Origin of the sequence: Yersinia sp. SCPM-O-B-9106 (C-191) (assembly GCF_026183365.1) — a bacterium.
In the GTDB taxonomy this organism is placed as follows: Bacteria; Pseudomonadota; Gammaproteobacteria; order Enterobacterales; family Enterobacteriaceae; genus Yersinia; species Yersinia rochesterensis.
On the sequence record NZ_CP110791.1, the window covers coordinates 4,121,226 to 4,144,670 of the forward strand.

The following is a 23,445-nucleotide window of genomic DNA, read 5'->3' on the forward strand; positions in this document are numbered from 1 at the left end:
CACAGTTTCAGCTATTGATCTTAGCAGATAACTCGCTGTGCGTATCAGGGAAAACTTAAGGTATGAACGGGTAAACAACGCCCCTTTCCCTGCCTTTATCGAAGTACTGCAGGGAAAGAGTATAACAAACATTTTTTACTGCGGTGTAAATCGGCGTAAATGTTGAACCGTCGCGAGCCAGGCGGCGATCCAGCCAATCATCGCCGAGATCAACACCAACAACAGGCATTCATCCCAGCTTAACCCATGTAGCGTAAAGCTAGTGCCGAACACCGTGGCCACCTGTGTCACAACCGAACCGAGCTTCCATACCAGCGCTTCAGAGAGAATCAGTGATAACACCGCTCCGCCGAAACCCAGCATCGCACCACCGTTCAAGAATGGCCGCAGAATAAACCCATCGGTTGCCCCAATCAGTTTCATGACATTAATGGTATCACGGCGGCTAAAGATACTCAGACGCACGCTATTACCAATGACCAGGAATACAGCAACGACCATCAATACGCCAATCATGGCAGCAACTTGCCCGACCAAGCCGGTTAATGCCGCCAAACGAGCAAACCAGCTGTCATCCATACGAACTTCAGCTACCCCCTCGACCTTACTGACTCGGTCGCGCAGGGTATCGAGCGTCCCTGAACTTTGAAAATCTAGTTTAGGCGTGATAATGGCAACTGCGGGCAGCGGATTTTCTTCCAGCATATCCAAAGCACCGCCAAAACCTGACCAGTTGCGGAACTCGCCCATCGCTTCTTCCCGCGACAGATAATTAACTTTCTCTACACCGGCTTCTGCTTTTAGCGTGGTCACGACAATTTCGGCCGCGTTATCATCCAGTGCTTTATCCAGATAGACCGTCAATTGCGGCGTTGGATACCATTGATCCGCCGCCTGGCTGACGTTCTTCCACACGATATAACACACGCTTGGCAGGGTCAGCGAGATGGCAATGACCATCACGGTTAACAACGTCGCCAGCGGTTGGCGCATCATATCGGCAACAGCATTAACCCACGAATAACGCCACTGTTCACGCCAGCCGCCTTTCAGCGCCTTGGTTTTTGCTTTCTGCGCACTATTATTCGCCATGATGCGCTCCTGACATCCGCCCCTGACTTAATGTCAGAATCGGGTAGCGCCGCCGAGCAATCAACGACGTGTCATGGGTGGCCATTAACACGGTAACGCCCACACGGTTAAACTCTTCAAACAAACGCAAAATACCTTCGGATAATGCATCATCCAGGTTACCGGTCGGCTCATCTGCCAGTAATACCGCGGGCTTGTTCACTACCGCTCTGGCTATACCAACACGCTGTTGCTCACCACCAGAGAGCTGAATAGGGAAGTTTTTCGCCTTATCCAACAACCCCACTTTATCCAGTGCTGCTGACACTCTGCGTCGAATATCTTCGGTGCTGGCACCTGCGATAATCAATGGCATAGCAACATTGTCATAGACCGTTCTGTCCAACAGCAGGTGGTGATCTTGAAAGATCATCCCGATCTGGCGGCGCAAGAATGGCACTTCGCGATTTTTCAGGCGGCTGATGTCATGACCACCAAACCAGATATGACCAGCACTAGGGCGCTCAATGCCACAAATCAGTTTCAGCAGAGTACTTTTCCCTGCACCGGAGTGGCCAGTCAAAAACGCCATTTCCGCTGGACGCAGATGAAAATCTACCCCTTGCAGCGCCTGTCGTCCGCCCAGATAAGCTTTACTGACCTGTTCAAAGCGAATCATCCGTATTAATCCTCTCGGGCAAAAAGAGCCTCAATAAAATCGTCAGCCTTAAATGGCCGTAAATCCTCTATACCTTCCCCAACACCGATATAACGGATTGGGATACCAAACTGATCTGCGATGGCAAATATTACCCCACCCTTGGCGGTACCATCGAGCTTAGTCAGGGTAATTCCGGTCAGCCCCACGGCTTCATTAAACAGTTTCGCCTGACTAACCGCATTTTGTCCGGTACTGGCATCCAACGTCAGCATAACCTCATGGGGGGCATCGCCGTCCAGCTTTTTCATCACGCGGACAATCTTCTTCAGCTCTTCCATCAAGTGAGCTTTATTTTGCAAACGCCCGGCGGTATCAGCCAACAGCACATCAATGCCTCGCGCTTTAGCCGCCTGAATAGCATCGAAAATGACTGATGCTGAATCTGCGCCAGTATGTTGTGCAACTACAGCAATCTTGTTGCGATCACCCCAAACTTGCAGCTGTTCTACCGCCGCTGCGCGGAAAGTGTCACCCGCAGCCAACATGACAGATTTCCCTTCGGCCTGGAATTGGCGCGCCAACTTACCGATGGTAGTAGTTTTACCCACCCCATTGACGCCAACCATTAAAATAACAAATGGATTCTTACCACTGACATCTAATGGTTTGTCTACTTTAGACAGAATTTCAGACATTTCCTCTTTGAGCTTGCCATACAGAGCCTCAGCATCTTTTAGTTGCTTACGGCTAGCATGCTCTGTCAGAGAGGTAATAATTTTGCGGGTTGTTTCGACGCCAACGTCGGCGATCAGGAGTTGTTCTTCCAGTTCTTCAAACAGATCGTCGTCGATTTTCTTACCGCTGAACAACCCCATAAAACCGGAGCCAAGATTCTGCTTGGTTTTGATTAAGCTGCGTTTTAAACGGGCAAAGAAACCTTCTTTGGTTGGCCGTTCTTGTTCTTGAGCCGCTGCTACGATTGTTTCTTCGGTTTCAATGTCTTGTTCGTCTTCAATGCTTTCTTCGGCTACGATTTCGTCTTCAAGGCTAGCAAACTCCTCAATGACCTCGACCGGAGGTTCATCAACAATAGCTTGTGGCTCTGGAATATCGATAACAACATGACTTTCCGTCAGCGGCAATTCTGGCGCACTAACAGTACCTTCATCCCATGAGTCAACGTTGGCTTTATCACTGTGACTCTGTGAGAAATGATGCTGTAAATATTGAGGATCTTCAGCAAAATCTATATTTTCTTCAAATAGTTGCGTAGTTGGTTCTACTGCGACCTCTGGCGAAATTTCAGCCGCAGCTTCGCTAATTGCAGCGCTATCCCATTCACCTGGGGCGACCTGCTCGAGCTCTGCCGCCGCGTCAGCGGTATTTTCTGAAGCTATTTCAGCCTGTTTTTCGCTGATAGCCTGCTCTTCGATAGCCAGCTCAGCTGCATCTTCTTTCTCAGTAGCCAATGGCTCTGCTGTGTGTTCTTCATTCTGACGGCCTAAGCCCAACCAGGAAAAAAATCCACGTTTTTTTTCTTTTGCCATTTTTGGACTCTAATTACTTTGGGTTTGCATAAATAAGATAATAGTTCGCAAGTCTATCACTTTCCCCTGAACAGCAACACGCGCACGATGCTGCTTTCTATTGTGAATTCAATCAACAAAGGTTTAACGTTTCCCCCACACTGCACACATAGGTAGAATAGTGACTAACTTTTTTATTCAGTGCTGTAATACTGGCCAACTTTCAAGCAAAGCGATCTATGGCAAAGCGACCGATAGCAAAAGCAAAACAAGCTCCACAGCAGTCCGCAGGACAAATCCGCATCATTGGCGGTAAATGGCGAGGGCGCAAATTACCTGTCCCCGTTAGCCCTGGGCTGCGCCCTACCACTGATCGAGTCAGAGAAACATTGTTCAACTGGCTTGCGCCCATGATTCAAGGCGCCCGATGTTTGGATTGCTTTGCAGGCAGCGGCGCCTTAGGACTGGAGGCACTATCCCGTTATGCAGGTGTTGCTATACTGCTAGAAGCTGACCGACATGTCGCTAAACAGTTGAGCAACAACCTGACATTATTGAGTGCCGCCAATGGACAAGTGGTCAATACCAATTCTTTGCAATGGTTAGCCCAGCCGGGCCAGCCTTTCGATTTGGTATTCCTTGACCCTCCTTTTCGTAAAGGTTTACTGGCTGAAACCATCAATTTATTGGAACAATTCAACTGGCTGACGGCTGATGCCTGGATTTATGTTGAAGCAGAAGCAGAAAGTGCCGCCACTGATGTCCCGGCCAATTGGCAGTTACATCGAGAGAAAATTGCCGGACAGGTTGCTTATCGCCTCTATATTCGTAGCGAAGAAACCCTCAAAAACACGGTATCAGCTGAAGAACAGGAGCAACACCATGTGGATTAATATCGGCCGGTTATTGATGTTAGGAGTATGGTTTTTCTTATTGTTGAATCTGTTCCAGCCGTTTCCTAAGCCTTTGAAATACTTTATTGATGTCGCAATGATCTTCATGGTCTTGATGCATGGTTTGCAACTGATATTACTTAAATCTACGCAGCCGAAAGATCAGCCAATCAGTGGATGGCAACAATTCAAAATTTTTGTGTTCGGGGTTTTCGAATTGTTGGCTTGGCAAAAAAAACAGCCGCCATTGCCTAAAAAATAATACTCACTGTCGCTAGATATATTTTTGTTATGGCGACAGGTTATTTATTGACCGAGTGAATTTGGGGTAAAGCCAATATAGCGCGTCCCCTGTAAACGTAGAGTGCCTTTCGCACCTTGATCTATACGATTATACTCTGCCTGTGGCAGTATCATTTTGATGTCGCTGCCCTTAGTTACCTCTAGGGTACTCAGCAGTGGCCGGAAATAAACTTCATAGCGTTTATCTTCAGCAACAATCTCTTCACGTTGACGCGAACGGCGGTTTGGCGCTAATACTTCACGTTTATCAATAACTTCAACTTGTAAGCTGCGCACCGGTGAGCGGTCATTTTCCGCATCTTGCCGTTTTTTCTGCCAATATTGGCGAGTTGCCAGCACAACAATCAATACCACCACAGCAATAAATAATAACGGAAGTTTATTCATAATAATCTTGCTCGCTAAAGCTCACTTGGCGAGAGGGATTTAAGGTTTATTACCTGGTAGATAAGGGAAGCTCATCACGTTGCTGCCCAACTCAGAGATCCGAGCACTGCCCTTTTCAGTTACCGCATCAATGCGAATGACTGAATGAAGGGGGATATAGCTGCGGTTAACGCCGGAAAATTCTGTCTTCAATTTTTCTGTTGAGGGGTCAACCAGTAAGGTCGATTGACTATCAAAGACAAAATCTGCAATTTCAATAAACCCAAATAAGGTACTTGGGCCGACTTCTCTGACATAAAGCTGATAATTCTTACCATTATTTATAAACTGAATGCGATAAAGCAATTGTTCATTGACCATGTGCTATTGCCTCTATCCCTTGATTTAGCGAACGGAAATCGGCGTTAACATAACATGTGAACCAGACAAGGCCAAGACTTCAGCAGTTTGCCCCCACAGCTAAATCTGATTATGCGCACTGCTACGCATTAAGTGGCACAAATCATGCAAATCACTGTAGTGCTGCTATCACTCTTGGCTTCCATCCCTTACACTTAATTGATGTATTCTCAGAGTCATTGGCGTTGCGGATTATCATTACAACACAGGTACTTTCACTGAAACCTGTATAGAAAAAAGGATAAATAATGAGCTGGCCATTCCTTGCCGTATTCTTTTCTGGTTGGTTGTTTGTCGATGCAACTTACCGAGGCCCACGCTGGCAACGTTGGGTATTCAAACCCGTCACTCTGTTACTGTTGCTGTTACTCGCATGGCAAGCGCCTATTCTAGGCCCTGCGGGCTATCTGATTGTTTTGGGCTTGCTGGCAACTCTGGTTGCGGATGCTCTCTTGCTGCTACCCAGTGAGCGCTTACTTTATGCTCTGGGTGCATTCTTCCTCTCCCATTTACTGTATACCATTAGTTTTGCCAGCCAGATGACATTCACCCTGTTCTGGCCGCTTCCCTTAGTTCTCATCATCGTGGGCACATTGTTGTTAGCCACAATTTGGACTCGGCTAGATGAAATGCGCTGGCCGGTGGTTGCTTTCGTCGGAATGACATTACTCATGGTGTGGATGGCTGGCGAACAGTATTTTGCTCGTAGCACCGACATGAGTTTCTCATTGCTGACAGGGACCGTGTTATTGCTGCTATCCCATGTCGTCTGGCTCCTAAATCGCTATCGTTTTTCTTTCCGAGCCTCTGACGCCATTGTTGCAGGATGCTATTTTGTTGGGCACTTCCTGATTGTCAGGTCGCTGTATTTGTAATTACCCATTACCGCGAAACATTATTTTGTGGATGTATTGTTCAGCAACATATTGTTTTGCAAAGAATGCCGACCAGCAGGTTCCAAGGATGGAGCCTGAGTACTCAGCACAGAATGCGTGATCTTCAGATATGCCCTCTTATTCTCAGCTCTGTTTAGTAATTATTCTCATTTACCCTCTTGACTCTGGAGTTGACTCTAAGGTGTAGAGTGCAGCTATACCGGCTAAATCCTGTATACCTTTTACATTCTGTCCAGGAGGCACCATGCATTCACATTCCGAACATCAACATTCAACAGATACACAGAGCCAATGCGGCTGTGGTCATAGTCATGCCAAAAAACAAACCGGTTGCAGTAGCCAACAAGCAACCAATTCCAGCAATAACAGCAATAACAGCAATAACAGCACAAATTCAGTGAGTGAGCATTCACATCAAGAAGGAGGTTGCTGTAGCCAGAGTCATGCCGATGAAGGTGACGAGGAAAGCGACAGACTTACTCTCGTGACGCCTTCTGATAGCCAGCGATTTAGTTGGCAAGTTAACGGAATGGATTGCCCAAGTTGTGCCCGTAAAATTGAAAATACAGTCAGCAGTCTGAGCGGCGTTGAAAATGTAAAAGTCCTGTTTGCTACAGAAAAACTGGTGGTCGATGCCCGTTTAGATATTCGCTCCCAAGTGCAGCAGGCCGTCATACAGGCTGGATTCAGTCTGGTCGATACTCAGTCGACCATGGCGAGCAAAAACACTGCGCCAGAATCTCGTGTTCGTGAATATTTACCAATCATATTATTAACCACACTGATGCTCATCAGTTGGGGAATCTCATTATTCAGCATTCAGCTGAGTGAATTCGCATTTGCCGCAACCACCATTGTCGGGCTGATCCCCGTTGCGACCAAAGCCTGGAAACTCATCCGTTCCGGCACCCCCTTTGCAATCGAAACCTTGATGAGCGTCGCGGCTATCGGCGCGATGTTTATTGGCGCGACGGCTGAAGCCGCAATGGTATTACTGCTGTTTATGATCGGCGAATTGCTGGAATCTTATGCGGCAAACCGCGCACGCCGTGGCGTGACCGCGCTAATGGCGCTGGTACCTGAAGAGGCATTGCTGCTCAAGAACGGTGAACGCCAGCAGGTGCCTGTTGCCAGTTTACGCCCCGGCGATATCATTGAAATCTCACCGGGGGGCCGTCTGCCCGCTGATGCGGAATTAATGACTCCATTTGCCAGTTTTGATGAAAGTGCTCTCACCGGCGAGTCAGTTCCTGTTGAACGCGTGCAAGGTGAGAAAGTCGCGGCAGGGAGTTTATCGGTCGATCGCGCTACCGAAATGCGAGTTATCTCTGAACCCGGTAATAATGCCATTGACCGCATTCTACAACTCATTGAATTAGCAGAAGAACGTCGGGCGCCTATTGAGCGTTTCATTGACCGTTTTAGTCGCATTTACACTCCCGCCATTATGCTTCTCTCAGCACTGGTGATGCTGGTTCCGCCTTTAGCTTTCGCCGAGCCTTGGGAAACCTGGATTTACCGCGGCCTGACATTGCTGCTGATTGGCTGCCCATGTGCCCTGGTCATTTCCACTCCGGCGGCCATTACCTCGGCACTGGCTGCGGCAACACGGCGCGGGGCATTAATTAAAGGGGGCGCGGCGCTTGAGCAATTGGGCCGCATTCAAACTGTTGCTTTCGATAAAACCGGTACTCTGACGGAGGGGAAACCGCAAGTCACTGATATTCTGCCAGTATCCGGTGTGAGTGAAACTCGCCTGTTAGCGCTTGCGGCAGCGGTAGAAGCGGGGTCGCACCATCCGCTGGCAATCGCCATCATGCAACGTGCGCAACAAAATACCCCCTTGTTGCCACTCGCCGAGGAACGGCGTGCGTTGGCGGGTATCGGTGTTGAGGGCACGGTTAACGGGATAGTGGTTCGTGTCAGTGCTCCCAGTAAGATATCACCGGAATTATTGAGTGCTGAGTGGCAAGTACTGATTGATGAGCTGGAAAGTAGCGGTAAAACGGCGGTCGCCGTGTTGGAAAATGAGAAATTCATTGGTTTAGTGGCACTGCGCGACACTTTACGCACTGATGCTAAACAGGCCATTGATTCACTGAAAAAGTTAGGTATTCAAGGAGTAATGCTAACGGGTGATAACCCTCGCGCGGCGGCGGCTATTGCCAGTGAGCTGGGGATTGATTACCGCGCTGGATTGCTGCCTGCCGATAAAGTGCAGGCAGTTATGGCGCTAAATGCGACACACCCGACGGTGATGGTGGGTGACGGTATTAATGATGCTCCGGCAATGAAAGCAGCCAGTATTGGCATCGCGATGGGCAGTGGCACTGATGTCGCATTGGAGACCGCCGATGCCGCACTGACCCATAACCGACTAACTGGGTTGGCAGAAATCATCCTGTTATCACGAGCGGCCAACGCTAATATTCGCCAGAACATTACTATCGCATTAGGGTTAAAAGGTATTTTTCTGGTAACCACTTTACTGGGCTTAACCGGCTTGTGGCTGGCAGTATTAGCCGATTCCGGCGCAACTGCCTTAGTGACAGCAAACGCGTTGAGGTTATTGCGCAAACGAGATATTTGAAGCAACTATCAGTTTTGAAACAAATGTCAGTTTTGAAACAAATATCAGTTTTTGAACACTGGGGTAAAAGCCCACGTTATTCCGCTTTTGCCCCTTTCTTGACCAAATAGCGATAAGGTGTCTGTTGGGTATCTTGTGCCAGTAACTGGTGATCCATAAAGCGGCAAAAACCGGGGATATCACGGGTCGTGGCCGGATCATCAGCAATAATCAGCAGAGTTTGGCCGTCCTCCATATGCCGGACGGTTTTACGCACCATCATCACCGGCTCTGGGCAGCGTAATCCTAGTGCATCAAGTGTTTTGTCCGGATCGGCAAAAATATCGGTCATTGCAGTTCTCTTGTGTGTCAATAAGCAGGTTACTAATAATATAAAGTGTAAGCGAACTTACAAAGCGGGCGAACTTATAAAGCCTAATAGTTTACTCCGCCGGTTGTTGGGTGCAAGGGCACAATAACTTTCATAGAAAGGCCCGCGATTGCGCTAAAACTAAGCATTGCATTCGTTGCGCAAACGCGTATTATGCGGCGCGTCGCAGAAATTGCGGCACATTATGTTTGGGTTCCCTCACCCCAATAACCAAAAAGGTCACATTTATGTTTTCGTTTACTGCCCAACAGCGGATGACCGCTTTGGTATGGCTGGCGCTATTCCATATAGTCATCATTACCTCCAGTAACTATCTGGTGCAATTACCGATCGCTATCTTCGGTTTTCACACCACTTGGGGAGCTTTTACCTTTCCATTTATCTTCTTAGCCACTGATCTGACTGTACGGATTTTTGGTGCTCCTTTGGCGCGCCGGATTATTTTGTCCGTCATGCTGCCAGCCTTACTTATCTCTTATCTGATTTCCGCCCTGTTTTATCAGGGAAGCTGGCAAGGGTTCCCGGCATTAACCAGTTTTAATCTGGTAGTCGCCCGTATCGCGGTGGCGAGCTTTATGGCATATGTGCTGGGTCAAATTCTTGATGTTCAAGTCTTTAACCGCCTTCGCCAGCGCAGCGCATGGTGGGTTGCCCCCACTGCTGCCATGTTCTTTGGCAATATCAGCGATACCATGGCTTTCTTCTTTATTGCGTTCTACCGCAGTTCCGATCCTTTTATGGCGGCAAATTGGGTGGAAATCGCCTTGGTGGATTATAGCTTCAAGCTACTGATCTGCATGTTGTTTTTCTTGCCTGCCTATGGCGTGATGCTCAATGTGTTACTGAAGTATTTTGCCCGGCAGACTGAACAGCAAACGCTAACTCGGGTCAGCCCCGCTGAACAATAGATTTCTAACCCATGGATTTCTAACCCATAGATTCATGAATAATAGATTGCTTAATAATAGATTGCTTTTAGCGTCTGAATAAGGTGCGATAAGGTCGCATACCCAAAGTGGTTGGCGTTGCTGTTCCCTCTGCCATCTCAAATCAGAGGGGATATTAATCATCGATAAGGGATTACCATGCATAAAATAACCAAGTTTCTTGCTGTTGGCCTGCTGGTCGTGGGATTAAGTGCTTGCGATGGCGGCAGCGATAACAATGTGGGCCAGCCCGTCAGCTTGTTAGATGGCAAAGTAGCGTTTGTTTTGCCGGCAGATTTGTCTGACCAAAGCGGAAAAATGGGCAACCAAACCAATAACATGCACGTTTACGCCAACAAAACTGGCGATAAAGCGGTTATCGTGATTTTAGGTGATAATACCAATGAAGCTTTGGATGTTCTGACTGAGCGTCTGGCTGAACAGCAACGCGCTCGTGATGCCAACCTACAGGTTGTGACGAACAAAGCCATTAAGGTAGACGGGCATCCTTTCCAGCAATTGGACAGCATTATTACTAGTGGTGGGCAGAAAGCCTATTCGTCCGTATTGATGGGTAAAGTCGATAACCGATTGATGACATTACAAATTACGCTACCGGCCGATAATCAACAGCAAGCGCAAACTGAAGCTGAATCCATTATTAGCACCTTGAAGCTAAGCCCATTATCACTGCCATAAATCTGGGATAATCTTCCCAATATAGCGCGGATAAAGCCAAATGAAGGGGAAACGCGCCGTTGGGGTCGTAACGGCGTAAGCCGTCGGAGTGCCCCGAGGTGCGGTCAACCCTTCACTCAGTAAGCGATAAGCCACTTTGTCATCAGCCTAAGAGCGCGGGTAAACCCGCGCTCTGTCTTTGACTATCACGCCAGTGCTCGTGCCAGTAAGGTAATAGGGTGTTCGCATTTCTTGCTGGTCGACATCTCAATCTGCCATTTGCAGGTTTCGCAGTCGGTAATCACTAAATCAACGCCACTGTCTTCAATCTGTTGGAATAATGATGCCCCGATCCCTTGGGATGTCGCGTAGTTCTCTGATTTAAAACCATATGTCCCAGCAATCCCGCAGCATTGAGAATCTAACACCACCAGCTCAATACCTGGGATGCGTTGAAGTAGCGCCAAGGTATAAGCCGTCCAGCCCATTTTCTCCATATGACAGGGGGTGTGATAAGCAATGCGCAGCGGTTTGTTTTGGGCCGAACTCTTTTCCTCTGAATACAGCGGCTTGAGCGGCAATTCCCGCCCTTTTTCTAATAAACGGTAGAGATAGCGAGTCGCCAGTTCCACTCTGTCGCGCACCGGCGCGGTATCGACATCCAGTAAATGCGGATACTCATCGCGCAGGGTAAAAGTACAGCTTGAGGAGGTGGCAACCACCGGAATATCTCGAGTAATTACCGCGTCAGTGAGGGATTCCAAATTCACCCGCGCCTGTTTTTTCGCCTGTTCAATAAACCCATTCGCAATCAGCGGCACACCACAGCATTTTTCGCGTTTAAGCAATTGAACGCCAATGTTCATCGCATTGAATACACTGACTAAATCCTTGCCCAACTGCGGATGGTTATAGTTGACAAAGCAGCCGTGGAAGAACGCCACCTGTTCCGTATATTGCTGCTGTTTCTCAGCTTGTTTGCGATACCAGCGGCGGAAAGTGCCAAACGAATATTTTGGCAACTCGCGCCGGTGGTCAATTTTCAGCGCTTTATCCAGTAAAACCCGCACCGGTTTTAACCCCGTGACCGCATTGATGACTGGAGCAAATGGCGTCGAGAGAGTGCCCATGAGATCGGTGTGGCTGAGGATAGCATCACGCAGTTTGGGCTTATTGCTGCTGTAACTGGCTTTAGCGCGCTGGATAATGTCGCCGATTTTGACATCTGACGGGCAAGCCACTTCACAGCGTTTACAGTTAGTACAGTATTTCAATGCATCGTCATACAGCGCCGGATCTTTCAAACGCAGGCGCTCACCATCTGGGCCAGCCTGTTTTGGCCCCGGATAAAGCGGGTTAACTTTCGCTACCGGGCAATATGTGGTGCAAACCGTACATTTGATACAACTTTCAAAGCTGTTATCCCGTGCCAAATGTTGATTCTGAGAGAGAGGCTCATCCTGAGCGCTTTTGTGCTGCGGTAACGCTGTCATAATGTCACCCCCATAGCGCTGACAATCTGCTCTGCCACGAACAATGCACTGGTCAATGAAACCCCTGCACCACACCCCTGTTGCAGCGGGTCATAGCCGCCGAGAACAGCGCCAATAACATGCAAGTTATCCAGTGCGACACCGCCACGCAGCGCCCGTAACCGGTTATCGGTGTTCACGCCAAATTGCAAATAAGGTTGCGGCGCAAACATATTGCTGTGGCTCCAATCTGCGCGGTTTGGCAGTGATAAAATATCCAAATCCAGTATGGGTTCATAGATATGCTCAAAAGTCGCCACCAGCCCATTACTGAAGAAACTGCCACTCGCCAGCACCATCTGAGCCGCCCGCAACGGAATATCGCCATGATTGCGGCTATACAACCCGGTAATTCGGTTTCCGACCAGTTCGGCGCGCAATACCGCATCACCCGGCATAACAATGCCGCCTAATTGCTGGAAACGACGACGCAAGGCTTGATGTAAGCGCATGCCGAGCAATGACGGCGGCAATGTTGGCAACAATTGAATCGGTTTGCCCACCGCCGCGCGCAGCGCCTCTAAGGGTGCTGATTCATCCAGCCCAATGCAGGCTGGCAGTAAAATCATTTCCGCTGTTGATGATAATCGCGCCAGTTCATCGGCCAGCGGTTGCCGGTTTTCGGGCAAATCCAGCACCCGCGCAATATTCACCGCACGGAATTCACTGGGGTTATCGCGTAAACGGTCGAGCGCCGGTAAATGCAGATAATCTGCTGTTGCTTCAACGCCCTGCTCCTGCAAAGCACTGGCCACCATCTGTGGCTGAAAATCGAGGAATCCTTCAATGCCAATCACCGCCACTTTTTGCCAGGGTAGCGGGCCTTTTAATGGTGCGACGGGGATATCCGACGAACTCAACCACGTGGGCCGACAGCTGCCCAGCGGGGTCAGACGCAAGTGATTTTCAGCCGCGCTGCCGACCAAATCCAGCCCGCAGCGGCTTAACAGGGATTCAGCTTGATACGCGAGCTCGCCCACCGACCCTGTTTGCCCCATTTTGCTATAAGGATGCTCAGGCGCTAGCTCCGCTAAGGTTTCAAGCGCAGAGAGTGGCTGGCTGACCGCCTGCCCATTGGGCAATTTCGCCAAGAGATCCAAAGAACCGGAGGAAAAATGCAGTGCATTTTGACCGGCGCTGACAATCGCGCAATATTTGCCTTGCTCGGCGAGGCGGATACCGCAAGCCAGCCCAGCTAACCCGCCGCCGATGATAATCACATCAAATTTCATCGCGTTTCTCCTGCTCATTGGCCGCACTCGGGCTATCATCCAGACCACATAGCCCTTGATAAACCCAATGGGTAAACTCACTTTCCCGCAAAGCGTCGCCCCAAGCTATTGGGCGCACCCCTTTCCAACGCTCATTCAAAAACTGGCCAAGTTGTTCACGGGATTGTTGCGGTGTCGTCACTTTAAAACGGCTGAGTAAGCCCGCCGCCCGGCAAGCGCAAAGCTCTCCCTGGCACGTCCCCATGCCAACGCGAGTGCGGCGGCGTAAATCCAATAGGTTATTAACTGACAAAGATTCAATGGCATAGCGCACTTCACCGGCGGTGACCGCCTCGCATTCACACACTAAACTGTTGTCCAGACGGTTTCCGGCTAATAACTGGGTCGCGCGGTCGCCATGACGATAAACGGCTGAGCCGCGAATACTGGCGGGCAAAGAAATCACTTTGCTGAGCGTTTGTTCTGCTGATTGCTGTGAACCGGGAAGTGGCTCTTGGGCCGTGGTGCAAGCCGCTGTTACACCGAGCTTTTCACAGACTTTATCTGTTGCCCACTCCGCCATCAGCCGGTAAGTCATCAACTTGCCGCCAGTGATGGTGATAAAGCCCTCCAACCCATCACGGCTGGCGTGGTCGAGCAAGACGATGCCACGGCTGACATTACGCCCTGAAGGATCATCATCACTAGCGACCAGCGGCCTGACTCCGGCATAAGCGCGTAAAATGCGCGTTTGCGCCAATTGCGGTGATAATTTTGAGCCTTCGCGAATTAAGGTATCCACCTCTTGTGCCGTTACTACCATATTGTCTATCTGATCATATTCAATATGGGTGGAGGTGGTACCAATCAGTGAAATAGTATCGCCTGGCACCAAAATGTCGGCATCAGCCGGTTTACGGCAGCGGTTGATCACCATGTTGTTGATCCGATGACCGAGGATCAACAGCGCGCCTTTGGCAGGAAACATGCGGATACGAAGATCAGCATATTCAGCAATGTGCTGACCCCAGATCCCCGCGGCATTGACCACGATTTGCGCATGGATATCATATTGACGCTGATTTTTACTGTCGAAAACGCGCACGCCGCTCACCCGGTCACCCTGACGTAATAATCCGATAACTTGATGATAAGTGAGTACATTGGCCCCGTGCTCACGGGCATCCAACATATTGGCGGCGGTGAGGCGGAAGGGGTCAACAGTGCCATCGGGCACGCGGACGGCAGCAATTAGCGCGGGGTTAGCAGCAGGTTCGAGCCGCAATGCTTGTTTTGGATCAATGGCTTCGGCGTCGATCCCCGCCTCCTGACAGCGCGCAATAAATTGCGCCTGATATTCCAGGGAGTCTTCCGGCAAGGTGATAAACAAACCATCGGTTTGCTCAATACAATGGCGGGCAATGCGTTTGAGAATCCGGTTTTCTTCAATACATTCACGCGCGGATTCGCCGTCAGTCACAGCATAACGCGCACCACTGTGTAATAAGCCATGGTTACGGCCTGTCGCGCCGGTGGCAATGTCATGCCGCTCGAGCAGAGTACAGGCCAAACCCCGCCGAGCACAGTCTCGAGCTATTCCAGCACCCGTCGCGCCACCACCAATGATGATGACATCCGTTTCTGTGTAAGGAGAACTGTTCGTCATGAAAGACCCCATATTATCAGACAGCCGCCTGACGGCTAATTATGAGTCTATTGAGCCACAGTCTTTATGGATATTGTTTGATAAGGAACAAAAACGAACCAAAAACGAAAACAATATGGCGCATAAAAACCATGATTGTGATCAAAGTCACAGGTAATTTGTCATTAGCGGTTTCAAAATGTTAACCAATCGCTCAGAATTGCCGCCGCTTTCATATAACTGTAACAAATGCGCCATCACTCACAGATAAGTTTCGCAATCTTATCTAGTATGACGCTCGTTATGGAACATAAACGACAGTTGCTTTGCCGTTTAATCATCGGCAGCGCTTACCACCGGGTAGATACCAGGCTATACCGGAGTCAAAAATTACAAAAAAACCATCGGAGGCACTCATGTTGAGTATTTTTAAGCCCGCGCCACATGTGGCCAGGCTTCCCGCAGACCAGGTTGATCCCACTTACCGCCGTTTACGCTGGCAAATCTTCATGGGCATCTTCTTCGGTTACGCGGCCTACTATCTGGTGCGTAAAAACTTTACTCTGGCCATGCCGTATTTGATCGAACAAGGTTTCTCTCGTGGGGATCTGGGCTTCGCACTATCCGGTATTTCTATTGCTTATGGCTTCTCAAAATTCATCATGGGTTCGGTGTCTGACCGTTCGAATCCACGAGTATTCCTCTCTGCCGGTTTGATTCTCTCCGCAGCCGTGATGCTGTTTATGGGTTTCGTCCCTTGGGCAACATCCAGTATCGCCGTGATGTTTGTGCTGCTGTTCTTATGCGGCTGGTTCCAGGGAATGGGTTGGCCGCCATGTGGCCGTACCATGGTGCACTGGTGGTCGAAGAAAGAACGCGGCAGTATCGTTTCTGTCTGGAACTGCGCCCATAACGTCGGTGGTGGCTTGCCGCCATTGCTGTTCTTGCTGGGTATGGCATGGTTTAACGACTGGAAAGCTGCGCTCTATATGCCCGCTTTCGGTGCCATTTTGGTGGCATTGATTGTCTTCGGCCTAATGCGTGATACTCCTCAATCTGTTGGCTTACCTCCGATTGAAGAATACAAAAACGACTATCCGGATGACTATAGTCAAGAAGCGGAAGAAGAGCTGACCGCGAAACAAATCTTTATGCAATACATCTTGCCCAACAAACTGTTGTGGTATATCGCGATTGCTAACGTTTTTGTTTATTTGCTGCGTTACGGCATCCTCGACTGGTCACCAACTTACCTGAAAGAAGTCAAACACTTCGCGCTGGATAAATCCTCATGGGCTTATTTCCTGTATGAATACGCTGGTATTCCAGGGACGCTGTTGTGTGGTTGGATGTCCGACAAAGTATTTAAAGGTAACCGTGGTGCCACCGGCGTGTTCTTTATGACATTGGTGACCATCGCGACCATTATTTACTGGCTGAACCCGGTCGGTAACCCAGGTATCGATATGGCCTGTATGATCACTATCGGCTTCCTGATTTACGGCCCGGTGATGTTAATTGGCTTGCATGCCCTTGAATTAGCGCCGAAAAAAGCAGCGGGTACTGCCGCAGGCTTTACCGGTTTATTCGGTTATCTGGGTGGCTCGGTTGCGGCCAGCGCCATTGTTGGTTACACCGTTGACTACTTCGGTTGGGACGGCGGCTTTATGGTCATGATTGGCGGCAGCATTATCGCTGTTCTGTTATTGATCGTCGTCATGTTCAGTGAGAAAAAACATCACGCTGAGCTAGCCAGACAGGCCGAGCTGGATAAAAAATAATATCCAAATGATCAAGTAGCTTACAGGCTGTGCCGTTATCTATATGGATGAATAGCGACACAGCCTTTTTCATACCCTGAAATTGATAAAAGGAATAATATCAATGCAAAACCACATCAAATCACTGATAGCCAGTATGATTCTGGCATCCTCAGTCGTCGGCATGGCACAGGCAGCGGAACCCTTAGCCCAAGATAAATCAGCAGATAAAGTTGTCATCGCGCACCGCGGTGCCAGTGGCTACTTGCCGGAGCACTCACTGCCCGCCAAAGCTATGGCCTACGCACAGGGCGCTGATTATCTTGAGCAAGATTTGGTGATGACCAAAGATAATGAGTTAGTAGTTCTCCATGACCATTATCTTGACCGGGTAACAGATGTCGCCGATCGCTTCCCTGACCGCGCCCGTAAAGATGGTCGTTATTACGCTATTGACTTTACGCTACCAGAAATCAAGTCACTGAAATTTACCGAAGGCTTTGATATTGGTAAAGATGGTAAGAAAGTGCAGAGCTATCCGGGCCGCTTCCCAATGGGCAAGTCTGATTTCCGTGTGCACACTTTCCAGGAAGAGATTGAATTTGTTCAGGGGCTGAATCATTCGACCGGTAAAAATATCGGTATCTACCCTGAAATCAAAGCGCCATGGTTCCATAAGCAAGAAGGTAAGGACATTTCTACCAAAGTGTTGGAAGTGTTAAAACAGTACGGTTACACCACCAAAGCCGATAAAGTCTATCTGCAATGCTTTGATGCCAATGAATTAAAACGTATCAAAAATGAGCTGGAACCCAAGATGGGCATGGACCTGAAACTGGTTCAACTGGTGGCTTACACTGACTGGAAAGAAACCTACGAACAGAAACCTAATGGTGAGTGGGTTAATTACAGCTATGACTGGATGTTCAAGCCAGGCGCAATGAAGAAAATCGCGCAATATGCTGACGGCATCGGCCCAGACTACCATATGCTGGTGGTGGAAACCTCGACACCAGATAACATCAAGCTGACGGATATGGTCAAGGAAGCGCATGCCAGCAATATGATGGTGCATCCGTTTACTATCCGCGCGGACAAACTGCCTAAATACGCCACTAATGTAAACCAACTGTTTGATATTATTTACAATCAAGCCGGGGTTGACGGGGTATTTACCGACTTCCCAGATAAGGGTGTGCAATTCCTGCAAAAACAGGGACAACACCAGTAAGTGATTTATCTGGGATAACTTAGCATCTGAGATAACTTAATATAAGAAATGGCGCACTCATCTACAGTGCGCCATTTTTTTACTGCAATGAATCAGTTACTTATCAGTACCTAAAAACATCTTGCGCAGATAATGGGGTACTGCGTCATCGGCATTTGAGCCGATCACTTCCAGGTTCGGTAACATATCTTTTAGGCGCTGATGAGCATCGCGCATGATGCAGCCCTTGCCCGACATAGACAGCATTTCCAGATCATTCATACCATCGCCAAACGCGATACATTCTTTCAATGAATAACCAATAATTTTAGACACTTGCTCAAGCGCATGGCCCTTGGACACCCCGCCGCCCATCACTTCCAGACAGGTCGGGAAAGAGAAGCTGACATTCACCCGATCGCCCCAACGTGCATTGATGGCTTCTTCCAAAATCAATAACTTATCGTGATCTTCGCAGGTGAAGTAAACCTTACACACCCCGTCAGTCGGCAGCAAAGCCGGCTCGAACACTTGATATTTGAACACCGACTCGCGGAAAAACTCTTCCTGTTCAGGGCTTTCGCGGTTCATATACCATTCATCATTCAAATAGACGTTGGTCAGAATATCTGAATTGTGATGTTCAATATTGTATAAATCACGGGCAATGTCAGCATCGAGGTTATGACTGAAAATCAGCTCCCCTGCGGTGTTATGCACTCGCGCGCCGTTGGAGGTTATCATAAAGGCGCTGATATCCAGATTGTCGCGGATTTGGGCCACATCAATATGGTGGCGGCCAGTCGCAAACACAAAGTGCACATCGCGCTGCGTCAGCAACTTGAGTGTCTCTTTGGTATAAGGCGTCAATATGTGGTCAGGTGACAGCAGGGTGCCATCTAAATCGGAAGCAACAACATGATACATAGCGGTATGTTCTAACCTCTGGTGGTGTCGGGATTTACCGGCCGACGGATTGTTTATGTTGCAGACAATGTTTTATGTTGCAAAGAAGAGTTATGTTGCGCAAAAAAACGCAATATGGCGCTTAGCGCCTCGGCACGCAGGGTGTCCCGCTCGAACAGGATCTCATGGCGTGCACCTTGAATGACCTTAGGCTGCCCCCCTTCGCAAGGGTGCCCCGCCAGAATCATTGCCTGAGAAAATGCATTATGGGCCGGGTTATGCACTACCCGATCCTCACTGGCCTGTAGTAACAGAACCGGCGTAGTAATTTTGTCTGTCTGGGCGATAATTTGCTCACCCACCAGCATGCTTTCACGGATCCAATGATAAGTTGGCCCGCCGACACGGATTTCTGGCGTATCCGCATATTGGCGCAAATAGCGGCGATAGCGCTCACGGCTGTGAGTCAACATATTGACCATATAGGGTAATGGCCGCCATTGCCCGGTGCCGATTGCGTAATAATCCCGCAGTTTTTGATGCTTTTCAGCCCAGTCGACAATCCGGTGAGCCAGCCAGCCCGGCATTGGCAAATGGATGCCAAACATGGGCGCACAAAGCGCCACGGCATCAAATGCCTCTGGCTGCTGCGCCAAAAAGCGCGTCAGAATTGCGCCCCCCATAGAATGGGCCAGTGCAAAACGCTGCTGATAATGGCTACCGGTTATTTCGCGCTGCACCAACTGCGCAAAATCTTCAATGTAATCATCAAATTTGATCACATGACCGCGGTTACCATCCTCCAGTATACGCCCTGATCGCCCCTGACCACGATGATCCAACACTATAACATCATAGCCTTGCTGGAATAGATCATAAGCTACTTCGGGGTATTTGACGTAACTTTCAATGCGACCAGGCACCACCACCACCACGCGGGTATGTTGAGGTGAGCAAAAACGGACATAGCGAATGGGGATATTATCGACCCCCATAAACTCGTCTTCATCCCGCTGCTGCCAAAAATCTAACAATGGGCCGTTAACAAAAGCAGCAAACTGCTCTTCACGGCTCAACCAGCTATTATCTAACGGCATAATGTGTCTCTATAACGGAATAGTGTGTCTCTAACAGCATAGTGCGGCCCGATATAATATAACGTTATAAATCATAGCTAATTGCATCCTTTGGCCGGAGTAACTGGGCACTCTGTGAGCCATAGCACAATGATTAGCAATAGAGTATTGTGGCATAAATTTATGCATTCAGGGAGTTTTGCCAATGACCTTAGACTGGTGGTTAACTTATCTGCTGACCACAATTATTCTCAGTTTGTCCCCCGGCTCGGGTGCCATCAACACCATGAGCACCACCATCAGTCATGGTACGCGCGGTGTCATTGCCTCCATCTGCGGATTACAATTGGGGCTGGCTGTGCATATTGTGCTGGTCGGGGTGGGCCTTGGCGCACTGATTTCACAATCTCTGCTGGCATTTGAGCTGTTAAAATGGCTCGGAGCGGCTTACTTAATTTGGCTTGGCATACAACAATGGCGCGCCGCCGGGGCGCTGGACTTGCATGCATTAGCGAACAGCCTGCCACGGCGCAAGCTGTTTAAACGCGCGGTGTTCGTCAACCTGACCAACCCGAAAAGCATTGTTTTTCTGGCCGCGTTGTTTCCACAATTTGTCCTGCCGCATCAACCACAGGTGGCGCAATATCTGATTCTCGGCAGCACCAGTGTGATAGTCGATATTATCGTGATGATGGGTTACGCGACTCTTGCTACGCGAATCGCAGGTTGGATTAAATCACCGCAGCAAATGAAATTATTGAACAGAATATTTGGTAGCTTATTCATGTTGATAGGCGCGTTACTGGCCACCGCACGAAAAGTATAAAACCGTTATGATGCCCCCAACTGGGTAATTCACCGGTCGGGGAAATCGCTAGCGGGATAATATTAGGTGGATACCAAAACCGGTGAATAACACCCCTGCCAGCCCATCAATCCATTTGGATAACCGCTGATAGCCACGGCGCATCACCGGTAAAGCAAAGACGCAGGCTACAATGCTGAACCAGACAAAGGTCTCCGCGATAATCAGCACAAACAAGCCCCAACGAGCGCCCGCACTGACGTCATCGCCGACAAACAGTGAGAACACGCTGCCGAAATAGATAACCGCTTTGGGGTTCGATAAATTGGTCAGAAAACCACGCACGAAAGTTCGGCCACGCGCAGGAAGTGCAACTTGCACCTCACTTTCTGAAGCCTCTTGTTTGGAACGGGCTGATTTCAGCAGTTGCCAACCCATCCAGCACAGATATAACCCACCGCCGACCATAATGATTTCATGCAACCACGCCATTTTCTGCAAAATGAGATTTAGCCCCATCAGGGCGACACCGGCCCAGACCACAATCCCCAGCGAAATACCGACCACACCCATCATTGCTTCGCGCCGTGAGCGGCTGGCCGCGATTTGCGAGACAAAAAAGAAATCAGGGCCGGGGCTCATCAGAGCCACCAAATGCACTAGCGCGACAGTCAGAAATAGCATTAGCATAATAAGGTTCTCATAGCAGAAAAGTCGGCCCGTTAGTCGTCGTTGTTATCTACGTGGTCGCGGATCATGGCCATAAACGGCGCGCCAAAGCGCTCTAATTTACGTTGCCCGACACCATTGACACTCAACAGCTCGCTGGCCGTGATCGGCATTTGCTCCGCCATCTCCAGCAAGGTTGCGTCGTTAAACACCACATAAGGCGGAATATTACCCTCGTCGGCGATAGATTTGCGCAATTTCCGCAATTTGGCGAATAATTTGCGATCGTAATTGCCGCCATAGGATTTTTGATTAGCACTGCTGCGCACTTTCAAACTCTGAATACGCGGCACCGCCAATTGTAATGGCAATTCAGCACGTAATACCGGACGCGCGGCTTCGGTCAACTGCAAAGCAGAGAACATCGCGATATTTTGACTCAGTAATCCGAGGTGAATTAGCTGGCGCAACACACTGACCCAGTGCTCATGACTTTGCTCGCGACCAATGCCGTAGACCGACAGTTTGTCATGACCAAACTCACGAATGCGCTGATTATTTGCCCCGCGCAGCACCTCGACGATATAGCCCAAACCAAACCGTTGCCCGACCCGATACACACAAGACAGCGCTTTTTGCGCATCAGCCAGCCCATCGTAGCGCTTTGGCGGATCCAAACAAATATCGCAGTTACCGCATGGCTGCTGCTTACCCTCACCAAAATAGTTCAGCAACACCAATCGGCGGCAGGTTTGTGCTTCGGCAAAAGCCCCCATCGCATTGAGTTTATGCCGCTCAATATCTTGTTGTGCGCCGGCCGGTTTCTCTTCCAAACAGCGGCGTAACCACGCCATATCGGCCGGGTCATACAGCAACATCGCCTCGGCGGGTAGACCATCACGCCCGGCACGGCCAGTTTCCTGATAGTAAGATTCGATAGTGCGCGGAATATCAAAATGCACCACAAAGCGGACGTTGGGTTTGTTAATCCCCATGCCGAAAGCCACGGTGGCGACCACCACTTGCAAGTCATCGCGCTGGAAAGCTTCCTGCACATGCGCCCGGCGCTCATTATCCAAACCCGCATGGTAAGCTGCTACACTTAAACCACGGCTTTGTAGGCGCGCGGTGGTGTCTTCCACTTTTGCCCGACTATTGCAGTAAATAATGCCACTTTTGCCGCGCTGGTCTTGAACAAAGCGCCACAGTTGATCAAGGGGTTTGAACTTCTCTACCAAGGTGTAGCGAATATTGGGGCGGTCAAAACTGCTGACCTGAATTAAGGGCTGCTCCAGATTAAGCAGCCGCACGATATCACCGCGCGTGGCTTCATCAGCCGTCGCGGTCAGCGCTATTACCGGTAAATCAGGGAAACGTTGCTTTAACTGACCAAGGGCACGGTATTCCGGGCGGAAATCATGGCCCCATTGAGAGATACAGTGCGCCTCATCCACCGCCAACAGCGCAGGACGCCACTGATGTAGTTGGTCGAGAAAACTCTCCATCACCAGCCGTTCCGGTGCGATATACAGCAGTTTAATTTGACCACTGCGGCACCCGTCCATCACCGCCAATTGCTGCTCACGAGTTTGTGATGAGTTTAAGCACCCCGCGCCCACACCATAGGCCAGCAGTTGGTCAACCTGGTCTTTCATCAGAGAGATTAAGGGGGAGACCACCAACGTTAGGCCATCCGTCACCAATGCCGGTATCTGATAGCACAAAGATTTACCACCGCCCGTTGGCATCACTACCAGACAGTCTTGCCCTGATAGGGTGGCATTGATAATTTCTTGTTGTCCGGGCCGAAATTGCTGGTAGCCGAAAGTATCTCGCAATACTTGCTGTGCCAGTAACTCCCTATTTATCACTGCGGCGGTTGACACACTATTCCCCAACTATGAGATCTGCACAGGCCGGTGAACCGGCCT

General features: G+C 49.5%; 23 protein-coding genes. 10 read left to right on the forward strand and 13 right to left on the reverse strand.

The features are described from left to right. Positions 1 to 135: 135 nt before the first annotated feature. From ftsX to ftsY, 3 genes are read right to left on the reverse strand one after another with little or no spacing between them, the layout of a single operon-like run. Positions 136 to 1,092 carry a permease-like cell division protein FtsX gene (gene ftsX / locus OP863_RS18590; RefSeq protein ID WP_145591070.1) on the reverse strand — a complete coding sequence of 319 codons (957 nt, stop codon included), beginning with the start codon at positions 1,090 to 1,092 and terminating at the stop codon, positions 136 to 138. Further along, positions 1,082 to 1,750 carry a cell division ATP-binding protein FtsE gene (gene ftsE / locus OP863_RS18595; RefSeq protein WP_004391337.1) on the reverse strand — a complete coding sequence of 223 codons (669 nt, stop codon included), beginning with the start codon at positions 1,748 to 1,750 and terminating at the stop codon, positions 1,082 to 1,084. Before ftsE ends, ftsX begins: the two co-directional genes overlap by 11 nt. Before the next feature lie 5 nt (positions 1,751 to 1,755). Next, positions 1,756 to 3,279, reverse strand: a complete 1,524-nt coding sequence (ftsY, locus tag OP863_RS18600; protein ID WP_265525698.1) for a signal recognition particle-docking protein FtsY — start codon at positions 3,277 to 3,279, stop codon at positions 1,756 to 1,758. Between the two features lie 218 nt (positions 3,280 to 3,497). Here ftsY and rsmD point away from each other — a divergent pair, with 218 nt between their 5' ends. Beyond that, positions 3,498 to 4,151 (forward strand): 16S rRNA (guanine(966)-N(2))-methyltransferase, encoded by a 654-nt coding sequence (gene rsmD, locus OP863_RS18605; RefSeq protein WP_038638274.1) that lies wholly within the window; start codon positions 3,498 to 3,500, stop codon positions 4,149 to 4,151. Beyond that, entirely contained in the window at positions 4,141 to 4,413 is a 273-nt protein-coding gene (locus OP863_RS18610) for a DUF1145 family protein (protein WP_004391333.1), read from the forward strand. The genes rsmD and OP863_RS18610 overlap by 11 nt, the downstream gene beginning before the upstream one ends. A 44-nt stretch (positions 4,414 to 4,457) precedes the next feature. Here OP863_RS18610 and OP863_RS18615 read toward each other — a convergent pair whose 3' ends face one another. Both OP863_RS18615 and OP863_RS18620 read right to left on the reverse strand, forming a co-directional pair. Continuing rightward, positions 4,458 to 4,841 carry a DUF2500 domain-containing protein gene (locus OP863_RS18615; RefSeq protein WP_038638269.1) on the reverse strand — a complete coding sequence of 128 codons (384 nt, stop codon included), beginning with the start codon at positions 4,839 to 4,841 and terminating at the stop codon, positions 4,458 to 4,460. Positions 4,842 to 4,880: 39 nt separating this feature from the next. Beyond that, on the reverse strand, positions 4,881 to 5,201 hold the full coding sequence (locus OP863_RS18620) for a DUF1820 family protein (RefSeq protein WP_038638266.1): 321 nt from the start codon (positions 5,199 to 5,201) through the stop codon (positions 4,881 to 4,883). Between the two features lie 287 nt (positions 5,202 to 5,488). Between OP863_RS18620 and OP863_RS18625 the strand changes: the two genes are divergently transcribed. Then, positions 5,489 to 6,115, forward strand: coding sequence for a lysoplasmalogenase (locus OP863_RS18625; protein ID WP_145589514.1), 627 nt, complete (start codon positions 5,489 to 5,491; stop codon positions 6,113 to 6,115). Between the two features lie 265 nt (positions 6,116 to 6,380). Then, positions 6,381 to 8,726, forward strand: a complete 2,346-nt coding sequence (locus tag OP863_RS18630; RefSeq protein ID WP_265525699.1) for a zinc/cadmium/mercury/lead-transporting ATPase — start codon at positions 6,381 to 6,383, stop codon at positions 8,724 to 8,726. Between the two features lie 76 nt (positions 8,727 to 8,802). Here OP863_RS18630 and tusA read toward each other — a convergent pair whose 3' ends face one another. Beyond that, positions 8,803 to 9,057, reverse strand: coding sequence for a sulfurtransferase TusA (tusA, locus tag OP863_RS18635; protein WP_038638256.1), 255 nt, complete (start codon positions 9,055 to 9,057; stop codon positions 8,803 to 8,805). Positions 9,058 to 9,323: 266 nt separating this feature from the next. Here tusA and OP863_RS18640 point away from each other — a divergent pair, with 266 nt between their 5' ends. Further along, on the forward strand, positions 9,324 to 10,004 hold the full coding sequence (locus tag OP863_RS18640) for a 7-cyano-7-deazaguanine/7-aminomethyl-7-deazaguanine transporter (protein WP_038638253.1): 681 nt from the start codon (positions 9,324 to 9,326) through the stop codon (positions 10,002 to 10,004). 177 nt (positions 10,005 to 10,181) lie between these two features. Then, positions 10,182 to 10,721: a DcrB family lipoprotein gene (locus OP863_RS18645; RefSeq protein WP_038638245.1), complete on the forward strand. Its 540-nt coding sequence runs from the start codon at positions 10,182 to 10,184 to the stop codon at positions 10,719 to 10,721. Positions 10,722 to 10,906: 185 nt separating this feature from the next. Here the strand turns inward: OP863_RS18645 and glpC are convergent, their stop codons facing one another. Genes glpC through glpA form a run of 3 tightly spaced genes read right to left on the reverse strand, consistent with a single transcriptional unit; the run spans position 10,907 to position 15,109 of the window. Next, positions 10,907 to 12,193 carry an anaerobic glycerol-3-phosphate dehydrogenase subunit GlpC gene (gene glpC, locus OP863_RS18650; RefSeq protein ID WP_145589512.1) on the reverse strand — a complete coding sequence of 429 codons (1,287 nt, stop codon included), beginning with the start codon at positions 12,191 to 12,193 and terminating at the stop codon, positions 10,907 to 10,909. Beyond that, complete coding sequence (gene glpB, locus OP863_RS18655; RefSeq protein WP_145589511.1) at positions 12,190 to 13,464, reverse strand: glycerol-3-phosphate dehydrogenase subunit GlpB; 1,275 nt, start codon at positions 13,462 to 13,464, stop codon at positions 12,190 to 12,192. The genes glpC and glpB overlap by 4 nt, the downstream gene beginning before the upstream one ends. Continuing rightward, on the reverse strand, positions 13,454 to 15,109 hold the full coding sequence (gene glpA, locus OP863_RS18660; RefSeq protein ID WP_145585739.1) for an anaerobic glycerol-3-phosphate dehydrogenase subunit A: 1,656 nt from the start codon (positions 15,107 to 15,109) through the stop codon (positions 13,454 to 13,456). Before glpA ends, glpB begins: the two co-directional genes overlap by 11 nt. Here glpA and OP863_RS18665 point away from each other — a divergent pair. From OP863_RS18665 to glpQ, 3 genes are all read left to right on the forward strand, one after another. Then, positions 15,108 to 15,266, forward strand: coding sequence for a hypothetical protein (locus OP863_RS18665; protein WP_167335301.1), 159 nt, complete (start codon positions 15,108 to 15,110; stop codon positions 15,264 to 15,266). The genes glpA and OP863_RS18665 overlap by 2 nt on opposite strands. Before the next feature lie 238 nt (positions 15,267 to 15,504). Further along, a complete protein-coding gene (gene glpT, locus OP863_RS18670) occupies positions 15,505 to 16,869 on the forward strand; it encodes a glycerol-3-phosphate transporter (RefSeq protein ID WP_145589510.1) in 1,365 nt (454 codons plus the stop codon). A 103-nt stretch (positions 16,870 to 16,972) separates the two neighbouring features. Then, entirely contained in the window at positions 16,973 to 18,079 is a 1,107-nt protein-coding gene (glpQ, locus tag OP863_RS18675) for a glycerophosphodiester phosphodiesterase (protein WP_145589509.1), read from the forward strand. Between the two features lie 96 nt (positions 18,080 to 18,175). On the opposite strand, the gene yigL is transcribed toward glpQ, so the two are convergent. Then, a complete protein-coding gene (gene yigL, locus OP863_RS18680) occupies positions 18,176 to 18,985 on the reverse strand; it encodes a sugar/pyridoxal phosphate phosphatase YigL (RefSeq protein WP_038638227.1) in 810 nt (269 codons plus the stop codon). Positions 18,986 to 19,038: 53 nt separating this feature from the next. Beyond that, a complete protein-coding gene (gene pldB / locus OP863_RS18685; RefSeq protein ID WP_265525700.1) occupies positions 19,039 to 20,061 on the reverse strand; it encodes a lysophospholipase L2 in 1,023 nt (340 codons plus the stop codon). A gap of 184 nt (positions 20,062 to 20,245) precedes the next feature. Between pldB and rhtB the strand changes: the two genes are divergently transcribed. Then, positions 20,246 to 20,866 (forward strand): homoserine/homoserine lactone efflux protein, encoded by a 621-nt coding sequence (rhtB, locus tag OP863_RS18690; RefSeq protein WP_038638223.1) that lies wholly within the window; start codon positions 20,246 to 20,248, stop codon positions 20,864 to 20,866. Positions 20,867 to 20,914: 48 nt separating this feature from the next. Here the strand turns inward: rhtB and rhtC are convergent, their stop codons facing one another. Beyond that, positions 20,915 to 21,535 (reverse strand): threonine export protein RhtC, encoded by a 621-nt coding sequence (gene rhtC / locus OP863_RS18695; RefSeq protein WP_265525701.1) that lies wholly within the window; start codon positions 21,533 to 21,535, stop codon positions 20,915 to 20,917. A 32-nt stretch (positions 21,536 to 21,567) separates the two neighbouring features. Further along, positions 21,568 to 23,400: an ATP-dependent DNA helicase RecQ gene (gene recQ / locus OP863_RS18700; RefSeq protein ID WP_145589506.1), complete on the reverse strand. Its 1,833-nt coding sequence runs from the start codon at positions 23,398 to 23,400 to the stop codon at positions 21,568 to 21,570. Between the last annotated feature and the right edge of the window lie 45 nt (positions 23,401 to 23,445).